The sequence below is a fragment of the Rhodoglobus sp. G.S.23 genome (assembly GCF_056675935.1).
The window spans coordinates 662537-683416 of the sequence record NZ_CM155237.1 but is presented as its reverse complement, the minus strand read 5'-3'; the positions used below and the strand labels follow the sequence as shown (position 1 = coordinate 683416).

The window sequence follows — 20880 nt, the reverse complement described above, 5'->3', positions numbered from 1 at the left end:
AGTGGAGCCTTTCAATTGGCGGCGCGCAAGGGAGATTCCGCGGCCGTGGCTAAAGCGCTCGTGAGCGCGTGATGGAGATGAACGTGGGTGGCATGGGCAGCAAGTTCGGGATCGCGCGCGACAATGGCCTGCACGATAAGGAGGTGTTCGCGGGCGGCAGCCGTCAACCGCTCTGGATTGTCTTTGGCAAGGCGACGCACCCGAACCAGGTGGGTGCGCAGCGAGTTGAGGGCGCCGGTGAGGTAATCGTTTTCGACCGCGTCATCGACTGCCGCATCGAACCGGCGAACGAGGTCGAAGTAGGCACTGCGGTCGCTGTCATCGCGAGCGAGCAATGCCGGTACTTCATCGAATTCGCGCTCAAGGTCGGCAAAAATACTGCCGGTGTGATGCAGGGCCGCGAGGCGCATCGCCTTCACTTCGAGCGCCTTGCGCACATCGAAAAGTTCGCGGATGTTGTCAACAGAAACGTCAGTGACGACCAGTCCCCGACCGGATTGGCTTGCCACCAGCCCATCAGTTATCAGTCGGGACAGTGCTTCTCGCAGCGGGGTGCGGGACACCCCGAGCCGCGCAGCCTGTTCGACCTCGCCCAGAATGGTGCCTGGCGAGAGTCGCCACTCCACGATGTCGTCACGGAGGGCTTGGTAGGCGCGATCGCTGGCTCTTACCGGTGTCGCCATACGCACCTCCCGAAACTGGTTACTTGACCACCTTGCGGTTTACCCACTGATGGCTTTGTATACAAGATCTTCAGTCTAGAGCTGATTCAAGAGAAATCAAGCCAAATTCTGAGTGAACTGTATACAGATGACGCTCTCTGGCGGCGCGGAACCGGCATCCGGATCTATGCTGAATCGCATGATCTCCCCTACCGAACTGCTGGCGCTCTACGACGCCCAACAGCGGTTAATCGTGCCCGAGCATCCGCCGGTTGGAGTTCATTTTGAACTGACAGACTCCGTGCTTCGAGTAACCGGGCGCAGCGAGGGAATGATCGAAACTGCGCAGCGCCTCGACATGAGCGGCGCCGAATTGGATGCCCTCATCGCCGATCACCGCAACTTCTTTGCTGCCCGAAACGAACCCGTGGAATGGAAAACGCGAGCCCATGACGTGCCCGCCGACATCCCTCAGCGACTCGAACATGCAGGGTTCATCGCTCAAGAACGAGAAGCGGTGCTCGTCGGCCACACCGCTGACCTAGTGAGCGCACGCCCGCTACCTGCCGAGATCACTATCCGCGAGACCCACGACCACAACGACATTGTCGGTCTGGCAGCCATGCTCTCTGAAGTGTGGGGCTACGACTTCGTCTGGTTTATCGACGAACTCGAAGCACAAATCGCCTCAGCTCCTGACCTCACCGTGCTCTTCGTCGCTGAAGCCGGCGGCCGCATCGTCTCCGGTGCCAGAATCGAATTCACCCCCGGCAGCGACTTCGCGGGACTCTGGGGAGGCTCAACAGCATCCGAGTGGCGGGGCAAAGGAATCTACGGTGCCCTCGGCGCAGCCCGCGCCCAACGGGCACAACAACGAGGAGTGCCCTATCTGCAAGTAGATGCCTCAGACGAGAGCAGCCCCATCCTGAAACTTCGCGGTTTCGTTGAACTCACCACCACGACGCCGTATCTGTGGACGCCACCGAGCACCGAGGCACCGAGAATCTGAGCACCAACGATTCAGCTTGAGCGCAGAGCACGCGCCTCAAGGTAGGCGGCAAAAGCTTCTCGGCTAGTCTTGCGCGGTCGGTAGCCAAATGACTCGCGAAGGGCGCGGTTGTCGAGCACCGGCCGATAGCGCAAAAACTTGACCTGTGCCGGTTTGTGCGGGGTGAGGCGTAGCCCATGCCCTACCCAGAGCGCGACCGCGAATACCCACGGCGGCAGCACGAGGAGCTTTTTGCCGAGCGCGTGAGCAATCTCGCCGATCGTCATCTTGCCGTCGCCAGCAACATTGAAAATTCCGGCAGGCCCGCCTGTGGCCGCGCGCACCATCACTTCAACAACATCGTCGACCCAAATAAACACAAAGGGGCTGTCAGAACCGGCAAGCTTCAGCAACCGACGCCCCTCCCACAGGGCAGTGATCTGGTTGTCGACTGCCGGACCCAAGATTGTTCCGATGCGAAAAATGGTCTGAGTCAGCTGTGGTGCGGTTGTGCGCAGCTCGGCCAGCATCTCCTCAACCATTCGCTTGTGTTTGCTATAGGGAAAGTCGTCGTTGCCTCGCAGCGGGTCACTCTCCGTGATCCACTCCGGGTTGTCAGCGTGATAGCCATACGTCGCACCGCTCGACGACACGACGATGCGCGAAACACCTGCCTCAACGCAGGAGGCAAAGACCGCGCGCGACCCGTCGACGTCGACCGCAAACTCTTGCGCCACGGTGGTTGTTCTGCCCGGGTTCACGATCGAGGCGAGGTGGACAACGGTGTCAATGTTGTGAGCACGCAGCAGTTCGGGAAGGTCAGCGGCAGCCGTCACATCAACCCGTTCATAGTGCACGCCCGCTAGCCGCACGCCGGGGCTCGGAACCCGAATGTCCGCACTCACTACACGCTCAATGGCTTCGGATGCAGCCAACCCGGCAACCACGGAGGTGCCCAAGAATCCGCTGCCACCCGTAACCAGTACCCGCGTCACGCGACTGCCTCCGTGCCACTCTCGGGCACACCGGAATGCGGCCCAGAACCGTCACCGGCACCCTTCGCCTTGCGGCGTCCCCACCAAGTGGCCAAGGCGAGCCCTGCGATGATGTCCCAAATTCCCCACCAGCCAGCGACGACCGCCATGCCGCCGAGCCCACCGAAGAAGGCAAATACCAGTCCTAGCCCGAGACCGGCGTTGCGGATCCCCACTTCGAAGGTCACCGCCTTGGCCTCATAGAGGGCGAGGCCACCGAGTCTCGCGCTCGCATAACCGAGGCCGAGCGCGACAGCATCGTGCAGGAATACGGCCAACAGCACAACACCGACGTAGGCGATGAAGAATGGGAAGTTACCGGCGAGCGCCGCAATGATGAATCCGAGCAACGCTAAGAGGCTCACCCATTTCACCGTGGGCTGCACTTTTTTGGCAAACGCTGGCCACCGATTCTTGATGGCAAACCCGACCGCGAATGGCAGACCGATAATCACAACGATCTCCAGCAACATCTGCCAACCATTGAGGCTGACGCTCTCGAGAATAGTCGACGCTGTCGGGTGCCAACCACCCCACAGCGACAGGTTCACGGGCAGCATGACGATGTAGACCACATTGGTGACTGCCGTCATAGATACGGAAAGCGCTACGTTGCCTCGTGCACGATGAGTGAGCACTTGGGAGATGTTTCCTGGCGGGCAGCACGCCACCAAAATCATCCCGAGTGCGATCGACGGACCGACCTGCAACAACAGCGTCAGACCGAAGGTCACGGCGGGGAGCAATACAAGTTGAGCAACCAAAGCGATCGCAAAGGCCCGTGGGGCTTTGAGTACCGCCCGAAAGTCTTCGAGGCTCGTATCGAGCGCGATTCCGAACATGATGAGACCAAGCACAACGCTCAAAGCGATAAGCGATGCTGGGCTGAAGTTGAGCATCGCATCATCGATGGTCATGAGTTGGCCTTTCGGGTGAGAGTCTCACGCAGTTTTCGTAGGGTGCGTCGGTAGGCATCTTTGTTTACGTAATACGACATGCGTTCGAGTGCGAGGTACTTGTAACCACCGGTAAGGTCTGGCCACGGTTGCTCGGCGGACTCCCTGAAGTGGGCGGCAGCACGAGGAGCATCTTCTTGCGCGGCAAGATATGCCGCCAAAAGTTCGGCTTGCTCGTAGCGGCCCTGCCAGCCGATGCCACTGGCCTCGATCATGCCCATAACGTACAGACCGTTGAAGCTCGGCGGGAACATATTGAGATAGAGATCGGGGGCCATCCCCGACCAGTTCAGGTGATCTCGATCAACGAACGGATAATCGAGACTGTAACCGGTTGCCAATACGATCAGGTCATAGTCGGTGTGGGTTCCATCCGCGAAATGCACCGTGTTGCCTTCGAAGCGTTCTGGGGCGGGAACGACACGCAAATCGCCCTGCCCGAGGTGCCCGAGCACAAGAGTATTCACAATCGGGTGCGACTCATAAATGCGATAATCGGGGGCAGGAAAGCCAAAGGTGACGGGATCACCGGTAAACGCCCGCAACACTCTCGTGTCGATGAACTGCTTTATTCGCGCCGGAAGCGGTCGCCCCTGGTTGAGGGTGTCAGCAGGCTTTCCAAACAAATAGCGCGGAACAAAGTAGTAGCCACGGCGCACACTCAAGTCGATGCTGTCAGCGTGATGCACAGCATCCACGGCAATATCGCAACCGCTGTTTCCCGCGCCGACAACGAGCACTCGCTTGCCCGCAAACATTGTTGCCTTTTTGTACGCGCTCGAGTGAATGATCTCCCCCGAAAATTCACCATCAAAGTTCGGGATGCTGGGGTGCGCCAGCGTGCCATTGGCCAAGATTACGCCGTCGAAGTGTTCGGTCTCGCTCTCGCCGCCTTGGCGCATTCCGCTATCGGCATCCGTCGGACTCGTCGTTACATTCCACCCGCCACCATCGGCGGGCTCAACACGCTCCACCGTCGTGGAGAAACGAAATTTCTGCCCCAGGTCATAGCGATCACTAAAGGCGCGAAAGTACTTCTGGAGCTCTCGGTGGCCAGGATAATCCGCCGTCGTAGCCATAGGCAGCTCACGGAATTGAGTCGTGGTGCGCGACGAAATGAGGTGCGCTGACTCGTACATAGTGCTGCGTGGATTATCAATATTCCAGAGGCCGCCAACGTCGTCTGCTGACTCGAAACCGACGTAGCGGATGCCTGCCTTATCGAGGGCACGAGCGGCTGCGAGCCCCGAAGGTCCAGCACCGATGATGGCGATGGTACGAGGCATCCAGTCCTCCCGGGGTGAACAACACTATTCAGGGCGTTTCCGCAGCTTACTAGACAGGATCTCGCAGGTAGACCAGTTGCGGTTCGCGTACTGTTTTCTTGCGAACAGAAGCCCAGTTGTCAATACTGGGCGATGCAAGGTCACCCGACGGCGTCTACCCGAAAGACGCCGGATCTTGCATAGGGGATTAACCAACCATGCTTAAAGACAGTACGGTTGCGCCTGCCCGGCGCCGCCAATGGGGCTCAGAAACACGCCTCCATCCATTACCCACCGTGCACCCTGCACCCAGTGATCGCACGATCGCGCTTGCGCGTCTGGCGATTGTTGCGACGATTGTGTTCTGGCTGACGTATGTGATCTATACGATCGTTCGCCAGTTCATCAACAACGGCACCGAAAGTTTCCGGTTCACAACCGAAGCTATTTCGTACTTAATCGTTGTTACCTTCCTCACCTTCTCTGCGCTCATGTATTTGATCGCGAGACACGGTGCCTATCAACGCTTCCGGGCGCACGCTCGCGTGCCGCGCGCTGAACTCGATCGGCACTTCGCCGAGAACCAGGGCTCGATCACCGTTCTGGTTCCCAGCTACAGCGAAGAACCGGATGTCGTGCGTGCCACCCTGTGGTCGGCGTGCCTTCAGGAGTATCCGACTTTGCGTGTCGTGCTCTTGCTCGACGACCCGCCGTTTCCTTCTGACCCGGATGCTGCAGCACAGCTAGCGGAGTCTCGTTTGCTTGCCGAGAAGATTCAGGCTGAACTCGCTGAGCCCCGTGAACGCTTCGGTGACGCTCTTGCGACGTTTGAGCGTCGAGTGCAGCTGGGCCGCACGGTCGGCCTGTTCGAGCTCGAGGAGCTCGCTGAGCACTACCAGTGGGCTGCCGACTGGCTAGAGAACAAGGCTTCCAACGAACAGCGCATTGACCACGTCGATGAGTTCTTTGTCACGCAGGTTATTCAGGGCCTGGCCGGTGAGCTGCAACTGACCGCCGATGCGCTCGGCGCAGCTCACGATGAGCATATGGTTCCCCCCACCGCACGGATGCGCGAACTGTACCGTCGTCTCGCTTGGACCTTCACGGCCGACCTCTCGACCTTCGAGCGCAAGCTTTACGCTTCTGTGTCTCACGAAGCGAACAAGGCAATGAACCTCAACGCTTATATCGGCCTGATGGGTGGCAATTACCGCCCAGAGGAAACACCAACCGGCACGGTACTGCGCCGCGTGAACCACGCAGAAGCTGGCGATCTGTCGATCCCCGATTCGCAATACCTGCTAACTCTCGACGCTGACTCGCTGCTGCTGCGCGACTACTGCCTCCGACTTGTCTACTTGCTTGAGCAGGCGGACAACTCCCGGGTCGCCGTCACCCAAACGCCGTACTCCTCATTCCGCGGAGCAGGTACACGCATCGAACGACTCGCTGGCGCCACGACTGATCTGCAGCACATCCTGCATCAGGGCAAGTCGTATTACGGCGCAACCTTCTGGGTGGGGGCCAACGCCGTCATCCGCAAAGCTGCACTGGATGACATTGTCGAGACCGAGACCGAGGGCGGCTTCACGGTCAAGCGCTACGTGCAGGACCGCACCGTCATCGAAGACACCGAATCGAGCATCGACTTGGGCGCCCACGGCTGGACGCTCGTGAATTACCCAGAACGACTCAGCTACAGCGCAACCCCGCCCGACTTCGGTTCGCTTGTAGTGCAACGTCGTCGCTGGGCTAACGGTGGGCTACTCATCATGCCCAAACTGATGCGCCAAATGCGTGAGCGTCGCGCTCGCGGCGAAACTGTGCCGTGGACCGAGTTCTTCCTGCGCGTGAACTACATGACATCGATCACATGGGCGAGCTTCGGTCTCGTGTTCCTGCTGGCCTACCCCTACGACAGCAGACTCTTGAGCCCCGTGGTGCTACTCGCCGCGGTGCCGTATTTCTTGGCCATGGGCAGCGACCTTCGCTATAGCGGCTACAAGTTCTCCGACATCTTCCGCATTTATGGGTTCAACCTGATCTTGCTCCCCGTCAACCTTGCCGGAGTTCTCAAATCACTCGAGCAGGCCATCACGAGCAAGAAGATCCCATTCGCTCGCACCCCAAAGGTTCGCAACCGCACCTCAACTCCGTTGCTGTATGTGCTGGCGCCGCTCGTGATCATCACGTTCTCGGGCTTCACTTTCTGGCGCGACTTGAACGCCGGCAACTGGGGTAACGCCGCGTTCGCGGCTTTCAACCTGGTTCTCGCCGGCCTCGCCGTCGTGTCGTACATCGGCATCTGGAACACCATCGTGGACATCTGGTTGGGTGTCACACGCCCGCTCTTTGTCGAACGAAAGCCAAAAAAGACGAAGGAAGAACCAGTGCCAGAATCGACTGAACTCGACTGGCGTTCAATCCTCTATTACGGCGACGACAGCGGAGTTCACACCAAGGTGCGAGACTCCATCGTCTTCGCTGAAATGCTGCCACCCGCTGAGGCTGAAAGCGAGGTGCGAGCATGAGCACCGCAACTCACCGACTCTCTTTCAGGCGACTCGTCATGGCGGTTGTTATCGCCATTGCTGTCGCCGCCGGTGGTCTCTTCGCCTACCAAGCGTGGGCATCCACTCAGGCGGCTCCCGCGCCAGACCCGTGGTTCGCCGCCTACGTTGACGTCACAGCCACCCCGAGTTATGAATTCGAAGCTGCGACGAAGGAGAGCGGCAAAGAGGTCATGCTTTCGTTCATCGTCGCCGCTAGCGATGAAGGTTGCACTCCAACGTGGGGCACCGCCTACACAATGGATGAGGCTGCAATCTCACTCGACCTCGACCGCCGGATTGCCCGGCTACAACAGCAGGGCGGTGACGTCGCGGTTTCGTTCGGCGGGCTCCTGAATAACGAGCTCTCCACGACGTGCACCGATCCTGCAGATCTGGTTTCCGCCTACAACTCGGTGCTCGACCGCTATGCGTCAACCACGATCGACCTCGACATCGAGGGCGAAAACCTCAGCGACACCGCTGCGGGTGAACGTCGGGCGGCGGCAATGGCCACCCTGCAAGCAGCACGGCGCTCCGCAGGCGATGATCTCGCTGTGTGGCTGACGCTTCCCGCAGCAACCTTCGGACTCACGGAAGAGGGAACCACTGCGGTCACTCAGATGCTCGATGCCGGTGTCGATCTCGCCGGAGTGAACATCATGACGATGAACTTCGGTCAGAGTTTGGCCGATGGAGAGACCAGCGGTGACGCCTCCATTCGCTCGCTGCAAGAAACTCATCGCCAGCTGGGCATCCTCTATGACAACGCCGGGATCGAACTGACGGATGCCACGATCTGGACAAAGCTCGGCGCTACCCCGATGGTCGGCCAGAACGATATCGAAGCCGAAGTGTTCACGATGGCCGACGCTGCAGCACTCAACGAGTTTGCTCTCGACAAGGGCACTGGTCGCATGTCGATGTGGTCGCTGAACCGCGACACTACGTGTGGGCCGAACTACGCCGACACGTCCCGCGTCTCTGACTCCTGCAGTGGTGTAGCCCAGGGAGACCTGTTCTTTGCGGATGTCTTGGCTGACGGTTTTGACGGTCACGTCGCGAGTTCTGCAAAGACCATCACCACCGAAGAGCCGTCGGATCCCAATGATTTCATCGACGATCCTGCGACTAGCCCGTACGCAATCTGGCAAGAAGACGCCAGCTACCTCGCGGGTACCAAAGTGGTCTGGCACCGCAATGTGTACCAGGCCAAGTGGTGGACGCGCGATGAGTTGCCAGACAACCCCGTGCTTAACTCGTGGGAAACACCGTGGACTCTCGTAGGGCCAGTGCTTGAGGGCGAAACCCCCGTTGAAGTTCCTACGGTTCCGAGCGGAACGTACCCTGGTTGGGATGGCACCGCTGTCTACGAAGAAGGCGACCGCGTACTGTTCAGCGGAGTGCCCTACGAAGCAAAGTGGTGGAATCAGGGCGATAGCCCCGCCGCCTTCTCTTCAGACCCCGACGGAACCCCGTGGGTTCCGCTGACGGCCGAAGAAGTCACAGCGCTGATTTCGGGCGGCGAGACTGGCGAACCAGCCAACCTCGCCACCGCCACTACCGAAGGCTAGGAAGCGAGCCCTTCGCGTTCGCTTCTCCGGCGACGCTGTTCTTCAGGATCTGGAAGAGGAACGGCGGCAATGAGTCGCTGCGTGTAGGGGTCCTTCGGGCTGCGCAGAACTTCATCGCGCGTCCCCTGCTCCACAATTTTTCCGCGGTGCATGACAGCGATGCGGTCAGCCAGAATGTCAATCACGGCCAAGTCATGCGAAACGAAGAGGCACGCAAATCCGAGTTCCTTTTGGAGTTCTTGGAAGAGCTCAAGCACCTTTGCCTGAACCGACACATCGAGAGCCGAAGTAGGTTCGTCAGCGACCAACAATTTGGGGCTCAGCGCTAGCGCCCGAGCAATTCCCACTCGTTGGCGCTGACCACCAGATAGCTCATGCGGGTATCGGTTACGCATGTGAGCGGAGAGCTGCACGCGGTCGAGCAACATGCTCACTCGCGCTTCCTCATCTTTGCTAGTGAAGCCGCCAACGAGCCGAAGCGGCTCACCGATGCTCTCGCCGATCGGCATCCGCGGGTTGAGTGACGAACCGGGGTCCTGAAAGACGATGCCGATGTCTCGACGCACAGCGCGCAAATCGTTTTTACTGATGCCGACCATATTCGTTCCGACAATATCGAGGGTTCCCGCAACAGCGGGAAGGAGTCCGACGACGGCGCGACCGATCGTAGTCTTGCCCGAGCCAGACTCACCAACGAGGCCGAGCACTTCACCCTGGCGAATCGTGAGATTGATGTCGTCGGCAGCACGGAAGGCCGGCACCCGGCCGCGCTTCGGATACTCAATCGCGACACCCTTCATCGTGAGAACGACATCGCGGTTGTCTTTCGAGGCGGATGCTTCGCCTGCAGCCCCCAAGTGAGGAACAGCAGCCAAGAGTGCCTGAGTGTAGGGGTGCGTCGCTCCGGCGAAAAGCGACTCCGCTGTTCCCGTCTCAACAACTTCGCCATCCTTCATGACCATCACGCGGTCAGCGAGGTCGGCGACAACCCCCATGTCATGCGTGATCAGGATGATCGCGCTGTCGAGCTTGGAGCGCAAGTGGTGCAGCAACTCAAGAATCTCGGCTTGCACGGTCACGTCGAGCGCTGTCGTTGGCTCGTCAGCAATGAGCACGCGCGGGTTGCAGGAAATGGACTGCGCAATCATGGCGCGTTGACGCTGACCACCAGACAACTGATGCGGGTACGAGTCGAACGCTTTTTGCGGGTCAGGCAGCTCGACCATCGCGAGCAATTCGAGGGCACGCTTGTGAGCATCCGTCCGGATCATTCCCGGATTGTGCACTTGAAGCGCCTCAACGATTTGGAACCCAATTGTGTAGACCGGGTTGAGGGCCGTCATCGGCTCTTGGAAGATCACGGCAATGCCGGCACCACGCAATTGGCGAAGACGGTGCAGCGACGCCCCAACCATCTCTTCACCGGCAAGCTTCACGCTGCCCGAAATGCGACCATTCTCAGGAAGCAAACCGAGGAGGCCCATCGCGCTCGTGCTCTTGCCAGAACCAGATTCGCCAACAATGGCAAGCACTTCGCCAGCCTGGAGGGTGTAGCTGACATTCTTTGCCGCCGTGACCCACTCCCCCTCAACCCAGAATTCGACGCCAAGGTCAGTAACCTCGATCGCGGGAGTCTTCGTTGCTGTCTCAGTCTTTGCTGTCTCAGTCATCAGGAGATTCGCCTTTCGCCCTGGATACGGTGCGCACGTGGGAACATAGTTCCGTGTCGCCAAACTTCACCCTGCACTCGCGATTCGGGCGCGTACTTTCCATCGTCGTTTTTGTCGCGTGCGCTGCCGCACTGATCGTCACGGCCGCTCAGGGCCGCTGGCTGGATGCCCTGCAAGTGCTGCCCGTCTTTGGCTTCGTTTCGCTGCTCACGTGGGCCATGTTCTGGCGCCCCGCTGTGCTCGTCACGGCGGCCGGCGTTACGCTGCGTAATGTACTGCGCACCGTCGACGTGGCGTGGCCCGAGATTCGCCGCATCGATACCAAATATGCGCTCGCGCTCGAAACGGTTCACGGCACCGTCACAGCGTGGGCTGCGCCCGCTCCCGGCCGCCACTCGGTCTTCTCGGCGGTGCGCCAGGATGGCGCGAACCTTCCGGAGTCGAGCTACTTGGCTGGCACAGTGCGACCCGGCGATCTGATCACGTCGGACTCTGGTCAAGCCGCCCACATCATCCGTACGCACTGGGAGCAGTTGCGAGACGGCGGACATTCGGATGCCGCCACGAGTGAATTCACGAAGCTGCGTGTAACGTGGCACTTCCGCACGATCGCGGCTGTCGCCGCGCTGATCGTGGCTGTGCTGCTCACCACCGTCAGCTAGCTCGCGTTCATTCGACGACGAGTGCCGGTCGATCGACCTCATCGCCCTCATTTGTTGGAGGTCCCGTCACCGGGGCGTGCACCGGGAACGTAGCTCTTGAAGAAGCTGATGACCTGCGAACCGATACCGTTCTGGGCCGGTACTCGCTTCTGCCGGGGGTCGAAAGCATCGCGCAGTCCGTCACCGATGAAGTTGATACACAACGCAATCACGACGATGAATAGTCCCGGCCACCAAAACAACCACGGACGAGTCTTGAATGCTTCGTTGTACTCGCTGATGATTTGGCCGAGCGAAATGTCTGGCGATTTGATGCCGAACCCCAGGAAGCTCAAAGAAGTTTCGAGCAAGATCACGGCGCTCATCAGGAGGGTCGCGCTGACCACGATCACGCCGACAGTGTTTGGCAGAATATGGCGGAAGATAATGCGGAAGTCGCTCGCACCAGCCACGCGGGCTGCATCGACAAACTCTCGTTCGCGCAGGCTCAAGAACTCGGCTCTCACGAGTCTCGCCATTCCTGTCCAGGCAATGAGGCCAAGCATGACGGCCAAAAGAATTGCGTCTCCACCGATCGTGCGGCCAAGAACAGCGCCCAACACGAGCAGCGGGATGATGATGATGACGTCGGTGAGACGCATGATGACCTGGTCGATCCACCCCCGGTAGTACCCAGCAAGGGCCCCGAAAACGACACCGATGACGGTGGAGATCACTCCAACGATGAAGACGACACTGAGTGATTGCTGCATTCCGCGCATCACGCGAGCAAAAACATCCTTACCGGTGTTGTCTTGGCCGAACGGGTGTTCGCCAATGCTGAACGGCCACAGCGTGAAGGTGGGAGCACCGCCTGGGAGCACGATGTCATAGCGTTCCCACCAGGTGGATGTCCACCAACCAGGAATACGCACGCCGTCGATAATGAGGCGCGTCGAGTTGGCGTCGGGCACGAGGGCTCCTGATCCGCCGACGACTGTACCAACCGACGTGAACGCGAGTAAGACAAGAAATAGCAACACGTACATCGAGATGACGGCGCCACGGTGCCGGAAAAACCGACGACGAACAATCGTGCCTTGGCTAAGACCGACGGTTGCGCGCTGTTCAATGCTGAGTTCTTGACCTGTCGACTGGTCGTCGACTGCCGGAGTTTTGTCGCTCATGATCAGCTCACCCGAATCCTGGGGTCAAGTGCCGAATACAACAGATCGGCAAACACGTTGAAAAGCACGGCGAGAACTCCGGTGACGAGGAAGAACCCCATCACCAGATTCACATCGGTATGCGCGAGCCCCTCGTTGAAGAGGGAGCCCATCGCCTGCCAGGCGAAGACTCTTTCGGTGATCACCGCACCACCAATCACCGCCCCGAAGTCGAGCGCGATGATTGTCGCAATGGGGATCATGGCGTTGCGGAATGCGTGGCGCATAACCACCGTCCGCTCGCCAAGGCCCTTCGCACGGGCAGTGCGTACGTAGTCCTGGTTCATAACGTCGAGCAGGCTGGCCCGCGCATACCGCGTGTAGGCCGCAAGCGAGATGATCATGAGCGCGATCGTCGGAAGCAGCATGTGGGTGAGCGAGTCCAGCAGGTTCAGCCACGTGTCATCTACTCGCCGGATAGCGGGGGTCGATGCACCGATCGTCGCGATTACGCCGTTGCTCAGCGGGATGCGCGCAACGTATTCGTCCCAGCGCAAGAACATTTGATCGAGCACGAGCGGGATGACGGTGAGACCACCAACCAGGCCGGCGGTTCGCGCGACAACAGCTTTGCCATCGCCGCCAACCAATAGCCCAACGACAATACCGATGCCGGCCATCAGCACGGTGACCAAGAGCACCGTCCACGCCGAGTTGAGATAGAAGAAAAGGAACTGAAACGGATACCAGAGGCCGAGTGTCAGAGCGACAACAATGCCCACCGCGATAAGCGCCCGGCGGTGTTGGAATCCTGTGGACGTAAACACCACGATCGCCGCGGTCGCGAGCGTGAGCAATGCCACCCCGATGATGCCGATCGATGGTTGCACGAACCAGCGGGTCACATCAAGCACGAAAATGAGGCCGCCAACACCGATCGCGACACTGGCGAAAGAAATTGCGCGAGTGCGTAGTTCACCGCCGACCACGGACGAGGCGATGAAGCCCATGACGAGCCCGACAACGACGATCGACCACCACGGTATGACGGGATCACCCAAGAATTCGTTGAATCGGATGGCGCCGAACTCTTTGAGCAGTACTGCCACCCAGAAAATCGGGAGCGAATAGAAGACGAATGTGAGGAATGTGACGACGTAGTCGTAACCGCTGTACTGACGAAGGGCGGTGGTCATTCCGATTGCCACACCGATCACGATTGCGAGAATCGTAGCGGCGAGCACAAGTTGCAGGGTGGAGCCGAGAGCTCCGCCGATGGCATCGATGACGGGCTGTTCGCCGCGAGCGACCGAAATGCCGAGGTCACACTGCCCAATGAAGCAGGCACCGACTCCCCCGAGCCAGGAGAAGTAGCGGAGCACAGGCGGTTGATCGAGGTTGAGGAGTCCACTCAGATACTTGATCTTGTCTTGAGCGTTGGGGTCTCGACTTCCCCGAAGCTCAAGCAGCGGATCACCGGAATTCGCAGTGAGTAGATAGACGATGAACGAAGCCACAAGCAGCACAAGAATGGTGGCTACGAGGCGTCTGGTGACAAAGGTCAACACCGGTGATCCTCATTTCGGGGCAAAGCAGAGCGGAACAGAGACAGTGCCGCCGAAGCGGCAGAAAACGTGGCGCAGGTGAGCCGCACGCATAACGCCCGGCTCACCGCTATAGCGCTACCGAGTTATTCGGCGTCAGCCGGTGCCCACTCCCAGAAGTTCCAGAAGTAGGTCGGAGACAGCGGACTCGGGTCCACGTTCGTTACTGATTTGTTCCAGACAGTGATTCCAGGGAACTGGAAGATGGTGACGCCGTAGCCGTCGCCCCATACTTCCTTCTCCACCTCAACCTGGATTTTCGTCTGGGCCGCAGGGTCCAGCTCGGTTTCCAGATCCTTCAGCAGCCCGTCAACCTTGGTGTTCGAGTAGCCACCGAAGTTGCTCGGCTGACCCGATCCGAGGTACTGATCTGAACCTGTGAGCGCGAGGCTCGTTGACTGCCACGCGAAGATAACCGCGTCGTGCGGGTTGATCGGCAGTGCTTCCTTGTCGGTGAATGCCCACTCGGGCTCGGAGTCATCAACAACCGTGAAGCCAGCGAGAGCTGCCGACTGCTGGATGAATTCGAACTCAGTACCGCGACGAACGTTGCCCTCGGGGTACCAGAACTTGACCTCGACCGGAGTGGTTACTCCAGCATCCGCCAGCAGCTTCTTGGCACCGTCGATGTCGACCTCGGCATAGTCTGCTGAACCGTTAGTCGAAGCGATTTCGTCATAACCGGGAGCGCCAGGAATCTGCAGAACAGAGTCGCGGAGTCCAGCGTTCGGGTTCAGCGGGCTGATCAGCTTGTCGAGGATCTCCTGACGCGGGATGACCTTCAGGAACGCCTGACGAACAGCCTTTGCCTTGTCTTCGTCTCCGCCGTAGGTTGCGGGGTCGAATGGACCACCATTGTTGAAGGTGAGGTCAATGTGCTCGTAAGTCGCTTCATCCGCGGTCACGTAGTCAGCGTTGTCAAGTCCCTTGACGAGCTCAAGCACGTCAGGAGTCGGCTGGCCGGCAGCAATCTGAACGTCACCGTTTTCGATGGCCTGAACCTGAGCGGTTGAGTCCTCGATCTGGCGGACGATGATGCGTTCGTACTTGGGCGAAGGGCCCCACGTGTATAGCGGGTTTGCCTTCAGCGCGACGTACTCGTTCTCGACCAGTTCGTCGAGAACGTAGGCACCGCTCGACAGTGCAACGAGTTCGTTGTCTGGCGTGCTTGCTGCCTGGTATTCGTCGTTCCACGCCTTGGCTACCGGGGTAAGCCACTCAACGTCGTCGTTCTGAACTGCCTCGACGAACATCGACTTAGCTTCTTCAGGGTCGGTGATGTCTGGGTATGCAAGCTCAACTACACCGTGGGCTGCAACGCCGAGGTCGAACTGGATCTCCCAGTCAACGTAAGCCTTGTCGTACACGATCGTGATGCTCTTGTCGTCAATCTCCGGCATGGTCGACGCGAGGTCGCCACGGGGGTTTGCGTGAGTGAAGAGAGGCGCGCCTTCTGCGTCTTCTACTCCAGCGAAGATCGTGGTCCACGCGAGCAGAAGGTCAGCGGAGTCGATCGGAGTTCCGTCAGACCACGTCACGTTGTCGTTGATCGTGTACTTGACGGTGAGCGGGTCGTCGCTCGTCTTCTCGAACGTACCGAAGTCTGTGTTACGTACAAGAGCGGGGTCGCTGTTGTAGTACAAGAACGTCGAGTTCATCATGTACAGCACGACCGCGTTTGCGGTGTTGTTTCCTGCTGCACTGCTTCCGTTGAAGTTATCAATCAGGTCATTCCACGCCACCGTGATCTCGGTGTCTGCAATTACTTCTGATTCGTACGGCGGAGTACACCCGGTCAGGGCAAGTGCTCCAGCCGCGAGGACAGCTATGGCAGCTGCGACGCGCTTGTTCTTCATCTTTCCTCCAGTAGAAAGGTGGCCGAAGGGATGGCGTAGACCAATCCCATGGCCGCCATTACACCGCAAACCTGAACGTTGGGGCAATAGAAACTGACGATTCGCACAATTCGCAACAAGAACGACACAATCCTGCGTCGATTAACTGTGTCTACCCCACAGAGAGGGTGGTGCGCGACTGAGCACAGGCTTCGTGACAACCTGACACTGCGCGGATCAGCGCTGCGGGCATCCGACCTATACTGGCCGGAGCTAAGCCCACACCGGCTGTCACTGTTGTCGCTGGTCAACAGAGAAGGAGTGCGCTGAGACGCATGAGCACCAGCCCCATCACAATTTCCATTGAACGCACCGTCGATCCCGCCCGAATCGCCGAAGCCACCGCCTGGATGCAAACCGGAATCAATCTGGCCACCAGCTACCCCGGCTTCCTCGGCTCCGGTTGGGTGCGCGCCGGCACCGACAGCACCACCTGGCACATGCTGTACCGATTCGCGGATGACGCAGCACTGCTGCACTGGGAACAATCCCCCGAACGTGCGTGGTGGTTGCAAAGCGGAAGCGGATTCGTGCACGACCAACGAACAGAACGCCGCACCGGCATCGAAGGCTGGTTTGACGAACCAACCGAAGTGACCGTTGAGCACGCCGGGCCAGCCGCCGCCACAGTGCCACCGCGCTGGAAACAAGCCGTGACCATTTGGCTCGGCTTCTTTCCCCTCAACCTCGCGTTCACCTACCTCGTGACGCTGCTCGTGCCCGGCTGGGATACGCTGCCGATTCTGGCACGCGTGCTGCTCACGACACTCTGCCTCACCCCGATCATGACCTACGTGCTGCTACCAGGAGTGACCCGGATGCTGCGACGCTGGCTTCTGCCGACACGGTAGCGGATCACGCCGCAGTCACAGCGCGTAAGCTGAAGGGCTATGTCCGCCTCCGAAGTTCACTCCGCCAGCACCGCAACGCTGCTGCCTGCCGGGGTAGCGATCACGTTCCCACCTGAGCTGCCCGTCAGCCAGCGCCGGGACGACATTGCGAAGGCAATCCGCGAGAACCAAGTCGTGATCATTGCCGGAGCAACCGGTAGCGGAAAGACCACCCAGCTGCCCAAGATTCTGCTCGAACTGGGCAAGACATCCATTGGGCACACGCAGCCCAGACGGATTGCCGCCCGCACCGTCGCCGAGCGCATCGCCGAAGAACTCGGCACCGAGCTCGGCGATCTCGTGGGTTACCAAGTGCGCTTCACCGATCGCGTCGGCAAAAACACGCGCGTGAAGCTCATGACCGACGGCATTTTGCTCAACGAAATTCACCGCGACCGCGACCTCAAAAAGTACGACGCGATCATCATCGACGAAGCCCACGAACGCAGCCTCACAGTCGACTTCTTGCTCGGCTATCTCAAGCAGCTTCGCGCCCGCCGCCCCGATCTCAGCATCATCATCACGAGTGCAACAATCGACCCCGAAAGCTTCTCCAAACACTTCGACGGTGCCCCGATCATTGAAGTCTCTGGTCGCACCTTCCCCGTCGAAATTCGGTACCGCCCCCTCGTCGCTGAAGAGAACGTTGGTGACGACCTCGAATCAGAGGATGCCGAAGAAGCTGCCGCAAACCGTGCCGACCGCGACTACCTCGAAGGCATCAACGATGCCCTCGACGAACTCTCCCGCGAGAGCGACGGCGACGTGCTCGTGTTCCTCTCGGGCGAAACCGAAATTCGGGATGCCGAAGAAGCGATCCGCGGACGCATCAGCGCCGGCAAGCTCTCCGAGGGCACCGAAGTGCTTCCCCTCTACGGTCGGCTGAGCTCCGCCGAGCAGCACCGCGTCTTCGAGTCGCGCCGCACCCCAGGCACGCGACGCCGCATCGTGCTCGCCACCAACGTTGCCGAAACCAGCCTGACCGTGCCGGGCATCCGCTACGTCATTGATGCGGGAACGGCCCGCATTAGTCGATACAGTACGCGCGCCAAGATTCAGCGCCTCCCGATCGAGGCCATTAGCCAGGCCAGCGCCAACCAACGCTCCGGGCGTTCGGGTCGAACGAGTGACGGAATCGCGATCCGCCTCTACTCCGAAGAAGACTTCAACTCGCGCCCCGAGTTCATGGAACCCGAGATTTTGCGCACCAACCTCGCGGCGGTCATCCTGCAGATGATCTCGCTTGGTCTGGGCAATATCGCCGAGTTCCCGTTCCTTCAGCCACCAGATTCTCGCGGCATCAAAGACGGGCTCGACCTGCTCACCGAACTGGGTGCCGTCGAAAACGCGATGGTGGGGCAGACGAAAGCCGGAAGTAAATCCGGTGCCACAAAAGATGCCACCCCGCGCATCACCCGCATCGGCAAACAACTCAGCCAACTGCCGATCGACCCCCGGCTCGCCCGAATGGTGCTCGAGTCGAAGCAGCACAGCACCACGCGCGAAGTCATGGCGATCGTCGCTGGGCTCAGCATTCAAGATCCCCGAGAACGCCCTCTCGATAAGCGACCCCAAGCCGACCAACAGCACGCGCGCTTCATCGACCCCATAAGCGACTTTCTCACCATGCTCAACCTCTGGAACTACCTCGAAGAGAAACAAAAAGAACTCTCGGGCAATCAGTTCCGCCGGATGTGCAAGAACGAGTACCTCAACTATTTGCGCGTGCGCGAATGGCACGACGTGTACCGCCAGTTGAGCCGGATGGCCAAGCCGCTTGGACTGGTTATTAGCGACGCGCACTCGAACCCCGACGGCATCCATCGCTCACTACTGGCCGGCTTGCTTAGCCACATTGGCCTCAAGGATGTCGCGAAGCGCGACTATATTGGCGCCCGTCAAACCCGCTTCGTCATCTTCCCCGGCTCGGCTCTGGCCAAGAAGCAGCCCAACGCGATAATGAGCGCCGAGCTCGTGGAAACGAGCAGGCTCTTCGCGCGCATGAATGCGTCGATCGATCCGGTGTGGGCGGAGAAGCTCGCGGGCGATCTTGTGAAGCGCAGCTATTCGGAACCGCACTGGGAGAAGAAGCAGGGTGCAGCCGTCGCGTTCGAGCGCGTGACGCTCTATGGCGTCACGCTGGCCGCCCGCCGCCGCATCCAGTTCTCCCGGGTAGATCTTCCTGCCGCCCGCGAACTCTTCATTCGCCACGCCCTCGTCGAGGGCGAAGACGACCTGACAAAGCGCGACAAGCGCGTGTGGGGCTTCGATGCCTCGAACCGTGCCCTGCGCCGTGACCTCGAACAGCTCGAAGAGCGCAGCCGTCGCCGAGACATCCTTCACGATGACGAAACTATTTTTGAGTTCTACGACAAGCGTGTGCCCGCCACCGTCGCGTCCGTGCGTGACTTCGAGGGCTGGTGGAAGAAAGCTCGTCACGACTCCCCCGACTTGCTCACACTCACCACCAACGATCTCCTTGAGAATGCGGATGACGCCGAAGTCGATGACGCCGCGTTCCCGACGACATGGGTTCGTGGCGACCAGACGCTGAGCCTCACCTACCGCTTTGAGCCAGGAACTGACGACGACGGTGTGACTATTGCCGTTCCGTTGCCACTCCTCGCTGGCCTTCGCCCCGACGGCTTCGACTGGCAAGTGCCTGGGCTGCGCGACGACCTCGTCACCGCGCTCATCAAATCGCTGCCGAAACCCATCCGCCGTAACGTTGTTCCGGCCGCCGACTGGGCCCGCCGCCTGCTCGAAACTGCCCCCGACGATCCAGCAACCGCCGCGTTTGAGGGCGGACCATCGCTGACCGAATTCTTGGCGAAAGAAATCGCGCGGCTCACGTATGCCACCGTGTCGACCTCCGACTTCGATCTCGATCGCGTACCCGCGCACCTCCGTGTCACTTTTGCGGTTATCGACGAGAACGGCAAAAAGGTCGGCGCGAACAAATCGTTGCGCAGCCTGCAGGCAAGCCTCAAACCGGTTGCCCGCGAAAGCGTCGCGCGTGCGGTCCAAGGTGCTACGCGCGGCTCCGCTGAACCCCACACCAACACCAACACCCTCGAACGTTCCGGGATTACGAGTTGGGACTTTGGCGAACTTGACCGCTCCCGCGACACCAAGCACGGCGGCAACACCATTCGCGCCTACCCCGCGCTAGTGGACGACGGCGACTCAGTATCCATTCGCCTCATGTCGACCCCCTACGATCAGGCCATCGCCCACCAGAGCGGTGTGCGTCGCCTACTGTTGCTGGCGATTCCCTCGCCGCTCGGCTATATCAACGAACATCTCACGGGCACCGAAAAACTCGTACTCGCCCAGAGCCCGTATCGGTCAACGAATGCCCTCTTCGACGATTGCTTGCGCGCCTGCGTTGACTCCGTCATGGGCGACCGCGAAGTCTTTTCACAGACCGAGTTCGAGGCGCTGCGCAATGAAATTTCGGCAGGGCTGGTCGACTCGCTCTTTGCGACCGTCTCGCTCGTGGCATCCATTGTTTCGGGAGTTCGGCTCGCCGACAAGGCGATACGTGCCGCAACAAGCATGCACTTGCTGACCCCTCTCGGCGATGCACGCGAACAGCTCGATGCCTTGGTCTACCCCGGCTTCGTTTCCGCGACAGGGCTCACGCAGCTGCGCCGCCTGCCGGTGTACCTCAAGGGCATCGAACATCGTGTGACAAAGCTCACCGAGAACCCCGGCAAAGACCGCGGGTGGATGTCAGAAGTCGAACTCGCGACCCGTCGCTATAAGGATGCCGGTGGCACACTGCCGCTGGAGCAGTATCCCGAACCACAGATCGCGCGCGCTCGGTGGATGCTCGAAGAGTTGCGCTTGAGCCTCTTCGCCCAACACTTGGGCACCGCCGAATCGGTGAGCGTGCAACGAATCGCCAAAGTACTCGCTTCGTAGCGCCCGAGTATTCGACGGCACACAGCCATCACCGGGTACCCTTGAGGCTGCGAGTGGCA

General features: G+C 59.9%; 14 protein-coding genes. 6 read left to right on the top strand and 8 right to left on the bottom strand.

Translation table 11 applies throughout. The features are described from left to right. Positions 1–11 precede the first annotated feature (11 nt). Complete coding sequence (locus AC1ENN_RS03275) at positions 12–683, bottom strand: GntR family transcriptional regulator (RefSeq protein WP_449648241.1); 672 nt, start codon at positions 681–683, stop codon at positions 12–14. 178 nt (positions 684–861) lie between these two features. On the opposite strand from AC1ENN_RS03275, the gene AC1ENN_RS03270 reads away from it, so the two are divergent. Further along, a complete protein-coding gene (locus tag AC1ENN_RS03270; RefSeq protein ID WP_449648242.1) occupies positions 862–1671 on the top strand; it encodes a GNAT family N-acetyltransferase in 810 nt (269 codons plus the stop codon). Between the two features lie 11 nt (positions 1672–1682). Here AC1ENN_RS03270 and AC1ENN_RS03265 read toward each other — a convergent pair whose 3' ends face one another. The 3 genes from AC1ENN_RS03265 to AC1ENN_RS03255 are packed head-to-tail and all read right to left on the bottom strand — an operon-like array spanning position 1683 to position 4926. Beyond that, positions 1683–2645: an SDR family oxidoreductase gene (locus AC1ENN_RS03265; RefSeq protein ID WP_449648243.1), complete on the bottom strand. Its 963-nt coding sequence runs from the start codon at positions 2643–2645 to the stop codon at positions 1683–1685. Then, positions 2642–3601 (bottom strand): bile acid:sodium symporter family protein, encoded by a 960-nt coding sequence (locus tag AC1ENN_RS03260; protein WP_480406658.1) that lies wholly within the window; start codon positions 3599–3601, stop codon positions 2642–2644. The genes AC1ENN_RS03265 and AC1ENN_RS03260 overlap by 4 nt, the downstream gene beginning before the upstream one ends. Then, positions 3598–4926: a flavin-containing monooxygenase gene (locus tag AC1ENN_RS03255; RefSeq protein ID WP_480391793.1), complete on the bottom strand. Its 1329-nt coding sequence runs from the start codon at positions 4924–4926 to the stop codon at positions 3598–3600. Before AC1ENN_RS03255 ends, AC1ENN_RS03260 begins: the two co-directional genes overlap by 4 nt. A gap of 197 nt (positions 4927–5123) precedes the next feature. Here AC1ENN_RS03255 and AC1ENN_RS03250 point away from each other — a divergent pair, with 197 nt between their 5' ends. Both AC1ENN_RS03250 and AC1ENN_RS03245 read left to right on the top strand, forming a co-directional pair. Then, positions 5124–7436: a glycosyltransferase family 2 protein gene (locus AC1ENN_RS03250; RefSeq protein WP_480406657.1), complete on the top strand. Its 2313-nt coding sequence runs from the start codon at positions 5124–5126 to the stop codon at positions 7434–7436. Beyond that, positions 7433–9028 (top strand): chitinase, encoded by a 1596-nt coding sequence (locus AC1ENN_RS03245; RefSeq protein ID WP_480406656.1) that lies wholly within the window; start codon positions 7433–7435, stop codon positions 9026–9028. Before AC1ENN_RS03250 ends, AC1ENN_RS03245 begins: the two co-directional genes overlap by 4 nt. Here AC1ENN_RS03245 and AC1ENN_RS03240 read toward each other — a convergent pair. Further along, a complete protein-coding gene (locus AC1ENN_RS03240) occupies positions 9025–10698 on the bottom strand; it encodes an ABC transporter ATP-binding protein (RefSeq protein WP_480406655.1) in 1674 nt (557 codons plus the stop codon). The two genes, AC1ENN_RS03245 and AC1ENN_RS03240, sit on opposite strands and share 4 nt — an antisense overlap. Before the next feature lie 53 nt (positions 10699–10751). Here AC1ENN_RS03240 and AC1ENN_RS03235 point away from each other — a divergent pair, with 53 nt between their 5' ends. Continuing rightward, positions 10752–11360: a PH domain-containing protein gene (locus tag AC1ENN_RS03235; protein ID WP_480406654.1), complete on the top strand. Its 609-nt coding sequence runs from the start codon at positions 10752–10754 to the stop codon at positions 11358–11360. A gap of 47 nt (positions 11361–11407) precedes the next feature. Here AC1ENN_RS03235 and AC1ENN_RS03230 read toward each other — a convergent pair whose 3' ends face one another. The 3 genes from AC1ENN_RS03230 to AC1ENN_RS03220 all read right to left on the bottom strand — a co-directional run bounded on the left by AC1ENN_RS03230 (position 11408) and on the right by AC1ENN_RS03220 (position 15965). Continuing rightward, positions 11408–12526, bottom strand: coding sequence for an ABC transporter permease (locus AC1ENN_RS03230; RefSeq protein ID WP_480406653.1), 1119 nt, complete (start codon positions 12524–12526; stop codon positions 11408–11410). Positions 12527–12528: 2 nt separating this feature from the next. Continuing rightward, on the bottom strand, positions 12529–14073 hold the full coding sequence (locus AC1ENN_RS03225; RefSeq protein WP_480406652.1) for an ABC transporter permease: 1545 nt from the start codon (positions 14071–14073) through the stop codon (positions 12529–12531). A 122-nt stretch (positions 14074–14195) separates the two neighbouring features. Then, positions 14196–15965 carry an ABC transporter family substrate-binding protein gene (locus AC1ENN_RS03220; RefSeq protein ID WP_449648252.1) on the bottom strand — a complete coding sequence of 590 codons (1770 nt, stop codon included), beginning with the start codon at positions 15963–15965 and terminating at the stop codon, positions 14196–14198. A 314-nt stretch (positions 15966–16279) separates the two neighbouring features. Here AC1ENN_RS03220 and AC1ENN_RS03215 point away from each other — a divergent pair, with 314 nt between their 5' ends. Next, entirely contained in the window at positions 16280–16855 is a 576-nt protein-coding gene (locus AC1ENN_RS03215; RefSeq protein WP_480406651.1) for an antibiotic biosynthesis monooxygenase, read from the top strand. Between the two features lie 39 nt (positions 16856–16894). Then, a complete protein-coding gene (gene hrpA / locus AC1ENN_RS03210; protein WP_480406650.1) occupies positions 16895–20821 on the top strand; it encodes an ATP-dependent RNA helicase HrpA in 3927 nt (1308 codons plus the stop codon). The last annotated feature ends 59 nt before the right edge of the window (positions 20822–20880 follow it).